Genomic DNA, 14,072 nt, shown 5'->3' with positions numbered 1-14,072 from the left:
GTGACGGCTGAGGTGTGAGCCCGCAGGCGACGGGCAGGGATGGGGGTCCGATGGGACACGACGCGCCACCGCGCTGGGACAGGCGGATGCAGCAGCGGCTCGCCCGCGGCGAGGCGGCCGCGCTCGGCGAGCTCTACGACCGATTCGCCTCGCTCGTGCACAGCCTGGCCTACCGCGTCCTGGAGGACGAGGACGCCGCCGACCGCATCACCCGCGAAGTCTTCGCCGCCATCTGGGAAGACCCGGATTCCTACGACCCCAAGCAGGGCCCGCTGCGGTCCTGGATCGCCGGCCTCACCCGCCATCAGGCCGTCCAGCGACTCCGCCAGACCGAGGCCGCCGGAGCCCGCGACGGCGACGACGCCCCGGCGCAGGCCGACATGGAGCAGAAGATCCGCGAGGCGTCCACCGCCGCCCGCGCCGACTACATCGTCACGTCCATGCCCGCACCCCTGCGGGCCGCCCTGGAGCTGGCGTACTTCCAGCGCCGGGACTACCGCCAGACCGCCGCCGACCTCGGCGTCACGGAGGACGAGGCCCGCCGCCGGCTGCGCCTGGGCCTGCAGCTGCTGTCCACCGCCCACAACGCCACCGCCCTGCCGCCCACCCGCCGCTCGGCCTACGCGTCCTCCGCCCCCGGCACCGCCGCCCCGCCCGGCCAGGGCCACGGACGGGCACTGTGAACGGCCCGGACGAGTGGGACGGCCCCGAGCTGCCCAGCGGCCCCGGTGAACGGCCGCGGATACCGGCACCGCGCCCCGCCGCCGAGGACCACGGCCCGCTCCCCGACGCCACCCCCGCGCCTCCGCCACCGTCCGAACCCTTCGTACCGCCCGTGCCGCCCGTGCCACCCGTGACGCCTGTGCCACCCGTAGTGCCCGCCCCGCCCGTACCGCTCCGCGACCCGGCCGCCGAAGCGCACGGCGACCTCTCCGGCAATCCGTCCGCCGATCCGGTTGACGATGCAGAGGGCGGTGCAGGTGACGGTGCAGGTGACGCAGGCACCGCAGACAGTCCGGTCCACACAAGCAACACAGGCAACACAGGCAACACAAGCAATACGGGCGGACCCACTGACGCCGAAGCCCCGCCCGCGGAACCACCGCGCGCAGCCGCCCCGCGCGAGCACTCCTCGCGTGCCCCGGAAGCCGAGCCCATGACCGACCCCGCCGCCCCGCCCGCCCCACTCCCGGGCCCGGCGTCCGCCCCGCCGCACCGCGTCCTGAAGTCGCTGCTCGGCGCCTGGGCACTGTCGGCCTGCTCCGCCGAGGAGACCGCCGCCGTCGAGGCGCATCTGACCGACTGCGCCTCCTGCGCCGACGAGGCGGTGCGACTGCGGGACGCGGTCGGCCTGCTGCACCCCGCCGACAGCCTCGACCTCGACCCACTGCTGCGCTCCCGGGTGCTGGAGGGCTGTCTGGGCCGCCGTCCGGCGCGTATCCCGGTGCCCCAGTGGGCGGCGCCGTACGACGCGGAGACCGCCAAACTGGACGCCCTCCTGCGCGACATGGGCGAGGCGGAGTGGCGCGCACCGGTGCGGCTGCGCTGGTTCGAGGGCGAACGCCCGGTGGAACGCCAGACCACGGTCGCCGGCGTCATAGGGCATCTGATGGCGGTGGACGGCCTGGTCGCGACCGCGCTCGGGCTCCCCGACCCGCTCGGCACGGCAGCTCCGCCGGGCACCCCGGACCCGCTGATCCGCACGGAGACGCTGTGGCGCGGCTGCAGTGGCACGGGCAGCCCGCTCGCCACCCATGAGCCGTGGCGCGAGCAGAGCTACGCCCTGATGAGACAGGTGTCGTTCGCCGGCGGCAAGGTCGCCGAACTCGCCGTTCCCTACGGCGACTTCCGCCTCGCGCTGCGCGACGCGTTCCTGGACCGCGCCTTCGAGTGCTGGGTGCACGCCGGGGACATCGCGGACGCAGTGGACTATCCGTACGAGGCCCCGGCCGCCGCGCACCTGAACCGCATGGTCGACCTCGCCGCCCGGCTGCTGCCCAGCGCACTGGCCGACCGCCGCCGGGCCGGGCTGGCGTCCCCGCCGCAGCGGCTGGTGGAGGCCGGCGCCCCGGGCCGTACGCTCCACCTGGAGGTCGAGGGCAACGGCGGCGGCCACTGGTACATAGCGCTGGACTCACCGGGCGCACTGGGCACGCCCGACCACACCGTCGCCCATATCGCCCTGGACAGTGCGGAGTTCTGCCAGCTGGCGGCCGGCCACATCTCCCCCGAGGACGCCGCGGCCGGCCAACACGGCGAACGCGACGCCATCCGCGAGGTCCTCTTCGCCACGGCGTCCCTGTCCCGCCTCTGAACGACGACCGGGAGGAAATCTTCAACGGCGCGGGCGCGCGCTGGCAGGCACGCGCCCGCGCTTACGCCTACGCCGGTGCGGCCGGGCCCCAGGAATTGCGGCCGGGCCCCGGGAATACCGTGCTCCGGGAATACTTCCCCGCCACCGCCCCCGGGAATACTTCCCCGCCTTGCCACGTTGTGGCCCCAGCAGGGGGCCCGTCGAACCCCTACGGGATCTGTTCGACTCCCCCTAGGTGAACAACAACGGCCCCGCTCAGGCGAAGACCACCCTTACACGCCCCCAGCGCTACGCGAAGACCACCGTTGCACGCCCCTCAGCGCTACGCGAAGACCACCGTTACGCGCCCCCACCGTTACGCGAAGACCACCGTCCGGCTGCCGTTCAGCAGCACGCGGCGCTCGCTGTGCCACTTCACGGCGCGGGCGAGGGCCTGGCACTCGACGTCCCGGCCGATGGCCACGAGCTGGTCCGGGGTGACCTCGTGGCCGACCCGTTCGACCTCCTGCTCGATGATCGGGCCTTCATCGAGGTCGGCGGTCACGTAGTGCGCGGTGGCACCGATGAGCTTCACGCCGCGGGCGTGCGCCTGGTGGTACGGCTTGGCGCCCTTGAAGCTCGGGAGGAAGGAGTGGTGGATGTTGATGATCCGGCCGGACAGCGCCTTGCACAGATCGTCGGAGAGCACCTGCATGTAGCGGGCGAGCACCACCAGTTCGACGCCCTCCGCCCGCACCAGCTCCAGCAGTTTCGCCTCGGCCTGCGCCTTGGTGTCGCGGGTGACCGGAATGTGGTGGAACGGGATGTCGTACGAGCCGACCAGCTCCGCGAAGTCCGTGTGGTTGGAGACCACGGCCGCGATCTCGATCGGCAGCGCGCCGATCCGGGAGCGGAAGAGCAGGTCGTTGAGACAGTGCCCAAACTTGGACACCATCAGGACGACCCGCATCTTCTCGTCGGCCCGGTGGATCTGCCAGTCCATGCCGAAGGAGTCGCCCACCGCCGCGAAGCTCGCCCGCAGCTTGTCCACGCTCACCGAGGCGTCCGCGCTGAAGTGGACGCGCATGAAGAACAGCCCGGTGTCGTGGTCGCCGAACTGCTGGCTGTCCTCGATGTTGCAGCCGGTGATGAAGAGGTAACTGGACACCGCGTGCACGATCCCCTGCTTGTCCGGGCAGGACAGGGTGAGCACGTACTGATCGTTCCGATCGCTTTGATCGTTCCGACCGTTTCGACCGGGCTGGGTGGACTGCGACTCGCTCATGACCTCATAGGGTCGCATACCTGCGGAGCAGGTCAGACCGGGGCGTCCGCGCCGCCCGTCATGATGGCCAGCACCTCCAGCGAGCGCGGCGGCGCATCGGGGTCCTCGCCGTCCGCCGTCGCCATGTGCACATGGGCCGCGCGGGCCGCCTGTACGGCCTCGGCCCAGCCCTGGTGCGCCATGTAGGCGGCGACCGGGGCGTCCGCGCCTACCTGGTGCATGATCCGCAGCACCCTCAGGACGGCGGCGTCGACCAGCTGGGCCTCCTGGGCGTCCCGGAAGATCGTGCCGACGTATTTGTCGGCGGACCAGTTGTCCAGCCAGGTGTCCTCGACGAGCCGGTAGACGGCGTCGGTGACGTCCCCGTATCCAGGCCGTCCGGCCAGCCAGGTCTCCTGGTGGAACGCGGGGTCGGAGAGCATGTGCAGCGCGGAGCGCACATTGCAGCGCCAGCGCCACCACGGCATGTCGTTGAGTGGCATGCCGCCCATGGTGGTCGAGCGACGGCCGCGACGGGAAGACTTCTCCGAACCTTGCACAGCATTCGATCGTACGTTCCTCACGAACGATCTCGCACGGCCCCCCGGAGTTCACCGTCACGTCACCATCCGTTGCTCTTTCGTCACTCAGGCGTTCCGAGCAGGACGGAAGGCTGCGGTGCCATGACCGGACGGCGACGCTCCTCCCCCCGCCCCTCGTTGCCCCACGCTCCCGCGGTCAAGATCGCCGCGGCGGTGACATGTACGGCGGCCATCGCGTCGCTGCTCTCCGGTTGCGGCTCCCTCCCCGGAGTGGGGAATTCCGGGGAGCGGGAGCCGGTCACGGTCATGACCTGGGCACCGGAGGACACCCGGGCGACCAATATGCCGGGAATGCCGGCTATGGCCCAGGCGTACGCCCGCTCGGTCAACGCACGCGGCGGCATCCGGGGCCACCAACTACGGGTGCTGACCTGCAACGAGCGCAACGACTCGGTGGCCGCCGCGCAGTGCGCCCAACGGGCGGTGGACGAGGGCGCGGTCGCCGTCGTCGGTTCCTACAGCCAGTTCGGCCGCTCGTTCATGTCCCCCCTGGAGGTCAAGGGCATCCCGTTCATCGGGGGCTACGGCGCCTCCGACGAGGAGTTCCAGAGCCCGCTGTCGTACCCGGTGAACGGCGGCCAGGCGTCCCTGCTCGCCGGCAACGGCCGCCAGCTGGCGGCCGACTGCAAGCGCGTCGCACTGGTCCGCCCGGACACCATCCAGGGCGACCAGATGCCGTCCCTGCTCGACTCCGGCCTGCAGAGCGGCAGCCGGCACCCCGCCAAGGACATCAAAGCGCCCGAGGACGGCACCGACTACTCGCCCCAGGTGACCCAGGCCCTGCGCCAGGTGGGCGCGGATCCGGCCGTCTACGGGACGGCCGAGGCCGGCGGCAAGGCCCCCGGCGCGTGTGTGGCCGCGTCGCTCGGCGACCACACGGACGCGTTCTTCGACGCCTTCCGGCGGCTCCAGGAGGACAGCCCCAAGGTGCGGGTCGCGTCCGTCCTCGGCAGCGTCGGCCAGGCGCTGGTGAACCGCTCGGGCGGCACCTCGGGCCCGCTGGAGGGCGCGGACATCACCGGCTGGTACCCGGTGGCTGACGACCCCCGTTGGCGGCCGATGCGGAAGGTCATCACCGACTACGCCTTCGACGACAACCGCATCGATCCGGCCGACCAAGGGGTGCAGACCACCTGGATCGCCTATACGGTGCTGCACTCACTGATCGAGCAGCTCGACGACGCGGGCGTGACCGACATCACCCCGCACGACCTGCAGACCACCCTCGACCGCGGCGAGCACGCCATCGACACCGGCGGCCTGACCCCGAAGCTGCGCTGGCGCGACGACGACATGCTCGCCGTCCAGGACTTCCCGCGCATCGTGAACGGCATGGTGACGTACCAGGTGGTGCGGAACGGCGAACTGGTCTCCGCCCAGGGCGGGTTCGTGAACGTCACCAGGACCTTGGAACGCCGTCGTACGGACGACTACTGAGCTCGCACGCACCACTGAGCTCGCGCGTAACCCTGAGCACGCACATGCTGCTGAGCGCGCACGTGCGTTGGCGTCAGGAGCCGTCGCGAGCGGTCCGTTGACGTCAGGAGCCGTCGCGAGCCGTCCGTTGACGTCAGGAGCCGTCCCGCGCCGTCCACCGGCTCAGAGCTGTTCCGGGCGGCGCTCCGTCAGGCCGTACTTCTGGGCGAGCGGGTTCCACAGCTGCGCCGCCTGCTTCTTGGCCTGCGTGGCCTGGCTGCTGGCTGCGTTGCCCTGCACGGCCTGCTTGGTGCCGCGGGCCCGCCCCTTGTGGCAGCCCTTCTTGCCGCCCAGCTGGCCGGCCCAGGCCGCGTAGTGGTTGTCCGCTGCGGCCGAGGACTGCCACGCCTTGGTCAGCGCCGCGGTCAGCCGGTCGTGGTCCGGGATCTTGTCGACCGGCAGCTGCTGCAGCCGCTTGACCAGGTCGTTGCGCTGTCCGGCCGCGGCCCGCAGGTCCTTCGCCGCGTTGCCGAGGTTGCTGCACGACTTGATGTTGTTGACCGCGCCGATCACGGAGGACCGGCTGTTGTTGCTGTCGCCCAGCAGGGCGTCCAGGCCCTTCGCCTGGGCCTCTGCGGGGTCCGTGGTGGCCTTCGGCGCCTCCGACTCCTTGGCCGCCTCGGTGCTGTTGCTGCCGCCGGAGCCGTGCTTCTGCGCCGTGTCGTCGCTGCTGCCGCCGCTCAGCGCCCAGCCGACACCGAGGCCGGCACCCGCGAGCGCCACGATGACGATGCCGACGATCGCCATCGGGGCCAGCCGCCGGCGCCGTCCGCCGCCGTCCTCGTCGTCGTACGCGCCCTGCGGGTCGTACGGGCCCTGCTGGTCGTAGCCGCCGGAGGGGAACTGCTGGCCGTACCCCTGGCCGCCCTGGCCGCCGTACGGGGGCCGGCCCGGGTCCTCGAAACGGGGCAGCTGCGCGGTGGCGTCCGGGGCGCCCGCCGGGGCCGCCGCCGGCCCGTCACGGAACAGGCCGTCGAACTCGGCGGGGGTGGGGCGGTCGCCGGGCGCGCCCGGTCGGATGCCGAACGGCGCGCCAGGAGGCGGGGTGGGCGCACCGGCGCCCACCGGGGGGATGAGCTGGGTGGCTTCGGAGTCGCTTCCGCCGCCGGCACCGGGCATCGGCTGGCCCTGGCCCTGCGGCCTGCCCTGCCCCGGCTTCACGGCCCGGAGCATGGTGGTGGACTCGTCGGGGCTCTCCGGGCGCGACGCCGCCTCAGGAGGCAGCGGGGCGGCGCCACCGGGGCCGCCGGACCGGGCGTCGAACGGCGGGATCACCGTGGTGGCCTCGGCGTCGCCCGTGGCGGGCGGGAGCGGCGCACCGGCCTGCGGCGTGGCCCGCACCAGCTCACCGGAGGACGTCGGGAGCTGCCCGGGCTGCGCCTGGGGCTGGGACTGCTGCGGGGGCTGCTGCCCGTAAGGCTGCTGGTCGTACGGCTGCGGGGCAGGCGGCTGGCCGGGCGCCTGCTGCGGAGGCAGCTGCGGGGCGGGCGCCTGCTGGGGCATGGACGGCGGCATGGGCGGCACCGGGGGCTGGCCCTGGGGCGGCGGAAATCCCTGCCCGCCGGGCTGCTGGGGCGGCAGGGGAGCCTGCGCGCCCGGAGCCTGCGCCCCCTGAGCCGGTGCACCCGGAACCGGGGCCCCCGCGTCCTGCGCCGGCGGATACCCGTAGCCCTGCGACGGCCCCTGGCCGTAGTTCTGCCCCGATCCCTGGCCGTAGCTCTGCCCCGGCGCCTGGCTGTAGTTCCGTCCGGGGGCCTGGCCGTAGTTCTGTCCTGCTCCCGGCTCCTGCCCGTAGTTCTGGCCCTGGGCAGGCGCCTGCCCGTACAGCTGCGGGGCGGGAGCGTTCTGCGGGGCGGGAGCGGCCTGCTGGCCGGGGCCCCAGGGCTGGCCCCAGGGTTGCCCCGCCGACGGAGCGGCCTGCTGGTCGGGGATGTACGGCTCACCGTTAGCGGGCAGCACAATGCCCTCTCGCGCGGGACCGGCCGCAGAATTCTGCGGGTCGTGACCCTGTCCGCCCTGCGTCACCGTGACTCCTACCAACGTGCAGACCTACGGAATCGTCGGCTGCACGCTACCGGGTCGCAGCAACGTTCGACCACGTCGCCTGGTCACCACCCCCTTCCGCCCCACCGCGCACCCGAAGGAACGGGGCGCGTACCGGACGGGAAAGGGGGCGCGCACCGGACGGGCCGTGATCGACGGCCCGTCCGGTGTCCTACGAGAAACCGGCGACCACTACGGCGACGCATCCGGCGACACACCTGCCGACGAACCCGACTCCGTCCGGCAGAGCAGCCTCCGTGCCGCACTGGACGCGCCCCGAGCGTGGATCATGCCGCCGCGGCCCGTAGTTCCAGTCGTGCACTGAATTCCCTTACGACTGGTTCGTCCCGGTACGGCTCCAAGCGCAGCTGGAAGTCCTCCAGATACTCGGCGCCCCGGTCCGACCGCAGCCCGCTCAGCAGCTCCACGGCCTGCGTGCCCGTGTGGCAGGCCTGCTCGACCTCGCGCTGCTGTGCCTGCGCGCCGGCCAGCAGCAGCAGGCCGATGGCGCGGCGCCGCGCCCGGCCCTCCGGATGCCCGTTGAGCGCCTCCGACGCCCGCTGGGCGGCCGGGCCGGGCTGCCCCAAGTCCCGGTGGCAGTGCGCGAGTTCGTCGGCCAGATACGCCGGGTCGAAGTGGGCGATCCACACCGGGTCGTCGCCCGCTTCGGTGGCCGCGTCGGCACGTTCCATCGCGGCGAGCGCCCGCCCGGCCACCGCCTGGAAGGCCCGGCCGTCGCCCATCAGGGCGTGCCCGCGCGCCTCCGCCGCGAAGAACATCGCCTCGGTGCGCGGGGTGACGTGCCCGCGGGCGCCTTCCTGGGCGGCGCGGGCGAGTTGGGCGATCTCCCGTGGGTTGCCGAGCGAGGCGGCGAGGTGGCTCATGCTCGCGGCGAGCACGTAGCCGCCGTAGCCCCGGTCGCCGGCCGCCTGGGCCAGCCGCAGCGCCTGGATGTAGTAGCGCTGCGCCAGGCCGGGCTGACCGGTGTCGACGGCCATGTAGCCGCCCAGTTCCGTCAAACGCGCCACGGCGGCGAAGAGTTCCCGCCCGACGGACTCCCGGTACGAACCGGCGAGCAGCCCGGACACCACGCTGTTGAGGTAGTGCACCACCACGGGCCGTACGTGCCCGGCGCCGAAACGGTGGTCGAGCTCGCTGAGCGCCGTGGTCATGGCCCGTACCGCCTGGACGTCCGACACCCCGACCCGGGCCCCGGCGTTCCGTGCGACCTGGCTGTCGGCACCGGTGATGAGCCAGTCACGGCTGGGCTCCACCAGGGCCGAGGCCGCCACCGTGGAGCCACTGAGGAAGTCACGGCGCCCGACGTCGCTGCGCCACAGCTCACAGACCTGCTCGATCGCCCCCAGGACGGTCGGCGAGAACTGCAGTCCCACCCCGGACGCGAGGTTCTTGCCGTCGGCCATCCCGATCTCGTCGATGGTGACCGTGCGCCCCAGTTTGCGGCCCAGTGCCTCCGCGATGACGGCCGGGGCACGGCCCCGCGGCTGCTGTCCGCGCAGCCAGCGGGCCACCGAGGTCTTGTCGTAGCGCAGGTCGAGGCCGTGTTCCGCCCCGCACATGTTGACGCGGCGGGCGAGCCCCGCATTGGAGCACCCGGCTTCCTGAATGAGCGCCTGCAGCCGTTCGTTGGGCTGCCGCGCGACGAGTGGCCTGGCGGCCATGCTTGTACCCCCTGGTTTGCTGCGCGTTCACCGTGGAACGCCGTTCCCCGGGATCGCTTCCCCACGGATATCCCGGATATCCGAGAGATCCGGGATACGTGCGATAGGAAGGATCTGAGCGATACACGCTTTGCAGACAGATGCCGGATGCTGTGCGATTTGCTCGCTATCCGGAGCACTTGCGTGCGAAGCGCGGGTTCACGAGACGTGCTTCGAAATCGTGCACGAAGTCGGTTTCCGAAGACCTTTTCCGAAGGCGCTTTCCGGGATCACGAGCCTCGGCCGCAGGATTCGGTCACGAGTTTCGGTCACGGGTTCCGGTAACGGGATTCGGTCACGCTTGTCCGGTCACGAAGTCGGTTCACGAGACGTGTGCTGCTGGTGGGGAATGGCGCGGCGGTGCCCGTGCACTGGTAACGGCGCCGCCGTGCAGGGCTCCCCTGGTGCACCGCGGCCTGCCGTCGGGCGGCCTCTCCGCCCGTCGCACAGGTGGCTACCCAGCCACCGGGCCCGGTCCGCATACGCGCCCCCATCGGTGCACCCATGCGCCCCACGTGCAAGAACGATGCGCCGGGCAGGTCATCCATTTGGCCGTAACCCTTGGTGACAGGGGGAGTTGTCATCTGCGTGGAAGAGACCATCGGAGTCACAGGAGCCTCGCAGATCCCCAAGCAGCGCGGCGAGCAGCTGCTCGAAACTGCGGTGCGTTACGCGGAAGAACGCCACTGGGACGTGTTCCCCGGCGCATGGCTGGAGCACGACGGTGAGACGCCGCGCTGCTCGTGCGACGCCGACGCCTGCGCCGCGCCCGGTGCGCACCCCATGGCCCCCGGCTGGGCCGGCCTGGCGTCCGGCAGCGCGACCGCCGTCCGCCGTATGTGGAGCAAGCAGCCCCGTGCGTCGATCCTCTTGCCGACGGGGCGGACCTTCGAGGTACTCGACGTGCCCGAGACCGCGGGCTGCCTGGCGCTGGCCCGTATGGAGCGCATGGGTCTGACGCTCGGCCCGGTCACCCGCACCCCGGACCGCCGGATGCTCTTCCTCGTCCTCCCCGGTGCCGCGGTGAAGGTGCCCGACCTCGTACGGGGCCTGGGCTGGACGCCGGCCGTGCTCGACCTGATCTGCCGGGGCGAGGGTGAGTACATCGCCGCCCCGCCGACCCGGGTGGGGGCGCACGGGCTCGTGCAGTGGGCGCGCCGCCCCACCGCCACCAACCGCTGGCTGCCGGACGCGGAGGAACTGATCAGCCCCCTGGCGTACGCCTGCGCACGCGACGCGGTGGCGGCCCGGGGGCGGTGAACGACGGGCGCTGAACGAGGGCGTTGAACGACGGGGCTGAACGAGGGGGACGGTGAACCGTGGGGGCGGCCAACTACGGAGACGGTGAACCGTCAGCACGGGACGTCGAACCCTCCGGTCGGGCCCCGCACGGCCGGTCGTTGCCCGGCACGCCCTCCGCCCGCCGGCTTGTCAGTGGCCGCTCGTATCGTGGGACGCGGACGGGGGTCAAGGCGGCTCCTGCGGGGACGTCGAAGGGCAGGACCGGTGGGCAACGAGCCGGAACACAACGAGGTGCGGGCCGGTATGGCGCCGCCCGAGCAGACATCGGCCACTTCGCCGGGCGGGCCGTCCGCGGCCCCGCGCGCCGTGGACGGGGCGCCCGCCGTCCGCATCCAGGGCCTGTGGAAGAAGTTCGGGGAGCAGATCGCCGTCCACGGCATCGACCTGACGCTCCCCGCCGGCCGCTTCATCGGGCTGGTCGGCCCCAATGGCGCGGGCAAGACCACCACCCTCTCCATGGTGACCGGCCTGCTGCGTCCGGACTCGGGCATGGTGGAGATCGGCGGACACGACGTCTGGGGTGACCCGGTCGCCGTCAAGTCCCGGATCGGCGTGCTGCCCGAGGGACTACGGCTCTTCGAGCGCCTCTCCGGGCGCGAACTCCTCGCCTATATGGGCCGGTTGCGGGGCCTGCCGGGCGACGAGGTCGACAAGCGGGCCGGCCAGCTGCTGGACGTCCTCGATCTCGCCGGCTCCCAGCACAAGCTGGTCGTGGACTACTCCACCGGTATGCGCAAGAAGATCGGTCTCGCCGCGGCCCTGTTGCACAACCCCGAGATCCTCTTCCTCGACGAGCCCTTCGAGGGCGTCGACCCGGTCTCCGCGCAGACCATCCGCGGCGTACTGGAGCGCTACACCGCCTCCGGTGCGACCGTGATCTTCTCCAGCCATGTGATGGAGCTGGTCGAGTCGCTGTGCGACTGGGTCGCGGTGATGGCCGGCGGACGGATCCGTGCGGACGGCCCGCTCGCCGAGGTCCGCGGCGCCGCCCCCACGCTGCAGGACGCCTTCCTCGAACTGGTCGGCGCCAACGACCGCGGCGCCGGGCAGAGCCTGGACTGGCTGGGCGGTGGCGGCGCCCGATGAGCACCGAATCCACCACGGTGGCAGCGCGCCCGGCCGCCGCACCGAACCTCACCGCCGTCTTCGTACGGCTGAAGCTGACCCTGCTGCGCAACGGACTCCGCCAGTCGGCCGGGCGCACCGTCGCGTACGTCAGCTCGGTCGTCGTCGGCCTGCTGTTCGCGGCCGGCGCGGTGCTGGGCCTGATCGCGCTGCGCGGCAACGTCCATGTCGGCGCGCTGGCCGTGCTGTTGACCGGGATCCTCACGCTCGGCTGGGCGGTGATGCCGCTGTTCTTCCCGGCGGGCGACGAGACGCTGGACCCGACCCGCCTGGTGATGCTGCCCCTACGGCCACGCCCGCTGATCGGCTCCCTGCTGGTGACGTCCCTGATCGGCATCGGCCCGGTCGTCACCCTGGCGCTGATGACCGGCGCGGTGGTGGCGCTGGCGGACGGGCCGGCCGCCGCCCTCGTCGGCGTCCTCGCGGTCGTCCTGGTGGTGCTGGTGTGCGTGGCACTGGCCCGCGCGATCGCCACGGCGTCGGTGCGGCTGCTGACCAGCCGCCGCGGCCGTGATCTCGCCGTCCTGAGCGGCCTGTTCGTCGCGCTCGGCAGCCAGGCCGTCAACATCGCCGCCCAGAAACTCGGCCGCCCGGACGGCCTGGCCGTCCTGGAACCGCTCGGGGACGTCCTGCGCTGGCTCCCGCCGGCCTCCGCGATCGGCGCGGTCGAGGCCACCGGCCAGGGCGACTACGGGCGCGCACTGGCCGGCATAGCCCTCGCGGCGGTAGCCCTGGCGCTTCTCCTCTTCTGGTGGCAGCGCTCGCTGACCGCCCTGATGACGTCCCCCGACTCCTCCACCCTCCAAGCGGTGGAGAAGGACAGCGCACGCCGGTCCGGCGGCGGTGAGGGCAGGCTCGGACGACTGCTGCCCGGCGGCCGCACGGGCACGGTCATGCTCCGTGCGCTGCGCTACGCCTGGCGCGACCCCAAGTCGAAGATGTCCTGGGCGACCGCCCTCGGTGTCGGCCTGCTGGCCCCGGTCGTCTCCTCGGTCCAGGGCAACGGCAGCATCTACACCGCGTTCACCGCCCCGGCGCTGCTCGGCATGCAGATGTACAACCAGTTCGGCCAGGACACCTCGGCCTTCTGGATGGTCGCTTCCACGCTCGCCACCCCGCGCGACGCCTACCAGGAGCTGCGCGCCCGGGCGTTCACCCTCGCGCTGGTGGCTGTCCCGTACGTCACCCTCGTCTCGGTCGGCGCCGCCGCGTTCATCGGCCCGTGGTCCGACTTCCTGCAGGTGTACGGCCTCTCCCTGGCCCTGCTGGGCGCGCTGATCGGAACCGGCGCACTGACATCGGCGATCTTCCCGTACTCGATCCCCGCCGAGAGCAACAAGAACGTGGCCCCGGGCCAGGGTTCGATCGCCTGGTTCAGCCTCTTCGGCGGCTTCCTGATAGGCGCCGTCCTGTGTGCGCCTCTCCTGGGCCTCACCATCTGGCTCCACGTCGCCGACCTCTCACACTTGTTGTGGATCCTGCTGCCCCTGGGTGTCCTCTACGGCACCGGCGCAGCAGAACTGGGCCTCCGCCTGGCGGCCCCCCGCACTCTCAAGCGCCTGCCGGAGATCCTCGCGGCGGTGAGCAAGGGGTGAGAGGCTGAGGAGGGCTGAGGAGGGGTGAGGAAGGGCTCAGGGGCGGTTGACGGACGGCTGAGGGAGGGGCGGCCGGGGCGGGCCGAGGTGGAGCGGCGTGGAGCGGGCGGTCTCCTGCCCGGTTTGCCGCCTGGCCGTTCCGGTTGGCTTCCTGGCCTTTCTGGGGTGGGCGCCTGACCGCTTCGGCTGGCTTTTCTGACTACTTCGGGTGGGCGTCGGACCACTTCGGCCGGTGTCTGGACACTTCGGTCGGGCGTCAGGTCACTTCGGCCCGGGCGCCGGGCCACTTCGGCCAGGGTTTTTTGGGGTGCCTTCGCTCGGTCGGGCTGAGAGGCCTGGTCCGGTCTGGCTGGTGCTGCACGGGTGGGGCGGCCTGAGGCCGCTGCCTTGGCTCTGCCGGTGCCTTGACTGCCGGTGTCTGGCTGGGGTGCTTGCACTAGCTAGGCGTGCTTGAACTGGGGCTGCCTTGGCTGTCGTGCCTGGCTGGGGCTGCTTGAACTGGCGCTGCTCGAACTCGCTGCCTGGCTGGTGCTGCCTGCGTGCAGCCTGTTGCCTGGTTGCGGCTCGTTGCCTCGCGCTTACCCCCCCCCCCCAACCCCCCCCCCCGCCCCCTCCCCCGAAGGGGGAGAGGGGGAGGGGGCGGGGGAAGCC

Annotated in this window: 10 protein-coding genes; 6 read left to right on the top strand and 4 right to left on the bottom strand. The window is 72.3% G+C overall.

What is annotated here, in order from left to right:
* Nucleotides 1-50 precede the first annotated feature (50 nt).
* Together IG62_RS0134415 and IG62_RS0134410 are read left to right on the top strand one after the other, a co-directional pair.
* Entirely contained in the window at nucleotides 51-683 is a 633-nt protein-coding gene (locus IG62_RS0134415; protein ID WP_030812760.1) for a sigma-70 family RNA polymerase sigma factor, read from the top strand.
* On the top strand, nucleotides 680-2,314 hold the full coding sequence (locus IG62_RS0134410) for a zf-HC2 domain-containing protein (RefSeq protein WP_234326863.1): 1,635 nt from the start codon (nucleotides 680-682) through the stop codon (nucleotides 2,312-2,314). Before IG62_RS0134415 ends, IG62_RS0134410 begins: the two co-directional genes overlap by 4 nt.
* A 355-nt stretch (nucleotides 2,315-2,669) precedes the next feature.
* On the opposite strand, the gene purU is transcribed toward IG62_RS0134410, so the two are convergent.
* Nucleotides 2,670-3,578 carry a formyltetrahydrofolate deformylase gene (gene purU / locus IG62_RS0134405; protein WP_030812753.1) on the bottom strand — a complete coding sequence of 303 codons (909 nt, stop codon included), beginning with the start codon at nucleotides 3,576-3,578 and terminating at the stop codon, nucleotides 2,670-2,672.
* Nucleotides 3,579-3,610: 32 nt separating this feature from the next.
* The gene (locus tag IG62_RS0134400) at nucleotides 3,611-4,069 is read right to left on the bottom strand and encodes an SCO4402 family protein (protein ID WP_030812750.1); all 459 of its coding nucleotides are present in this window, start codon (nucleotides 4,067-4,069) and stop codon (nucleotides 3,611-3,613) included.
* 171 nt (nucleotides 4,070-4,240) lie between these two features.
* Between IG62_RS0134400 and IG62_RS0134395 the strand changes: the two genes are divergently transcribed.
* Nucleotides 4,241-5,596, top strand: coding sequence for an ABC transporter substrate-binding protein (locus IG62_RS0134395; RefSeq protein WP_030812746.1), 1,356 nt, complete (start codon nucleotides 4,241-4,243; stop codon nucleotides 5,594-5,596).
* Between the two features lie 162 nt (nucleotides 5,597-5,758).
* Here the strand turns inward: IG62_RS0134395 and IG62_RS0134390 are convergent, their stop codons facing one another.
* Complete coding sequence (locus tag IG62_RS0134390; protein WP_030812743.1) at nucleotides 5,759-7,594, bottom strand: hypothetical protein; 1,836 nt, start codon at nucleotides 7,592-7,594, stop codon at nucleotides 5,759-5,761.
* A 371-nt stretch (nucleotides 7,595-7,965) separates the two neighbouring features.
* Nucleotides 7,966-9,360, bottom strand: a complete 1,395-nt coding sequence (locus IG62_RS0134385; RefSeq protein ID WP_030812739.1) for a hypothetical protein — start codon at nucleotides 9,358-9,360, stop codon at nucleotides 7,966-7,968.
* Between the two features lie 627 nt (nucleotides 9,361-9,987).
* Between IG62_RS0134385 and IG62_RS0134380 the strand changes: the two genes are divergently transcribed.
* From IG62_RS0134380 to IG62_RS0134370, 3 genes are all read left to right on the top strand, one after another.
* Nucleotides 9,988-10,659, top strand: a complete 672-nt coding sequence (locus tag IG62_RS0134380; RefSeq protein ID WP_030812737.1) for a bifunctional DNA primase/polymerase — start codon at nucleotides 9,988-9,990, stop codon at nucleotides 10,657-10,659.
* Nucleotides 10,660-10,905: 246 nt separating this feature from the next.
* Nucleotides 10,906-11,787 (top strand): ABC transporter ATP-binding protein, encoded by an 882-nt coding sequence (locus IG62_RS0134375; protein ID WP_030812735.1) that lies wholly within the window; start codon nucleotides 10,906-10,908, stop codon nucleotides 11,785-11,787.
* A complete protein-coding gene (locus IG62_RS0134370) occupies nucleotides 11,784-13,421 on the top strand; it encodes a hypothetical protein (RefSeq protein ID WP_030812733.1) in 1,638 nt (545 codons plus the stop codon). Before IG62_RS0134375 ends, IG62_RS0134370 begins: the two co-directional genes overlap by 4 nt.
* Nucleotides 13,422-14,072 lie beyond the last annotated feature (651 nt).

This window comes from Streptomyces sp. NRRL S-337, from assembly GCF_000720175.1.
GTDB lineage: Bacteria > Actinomycetota > Actinomycetes > Streptomycetales > Streptomycetaceae > Streptomyces > Streptomyces siderophoricus.
This window is presented reverse-complemented; position numbering and strand designations above follow the sequence as displayed.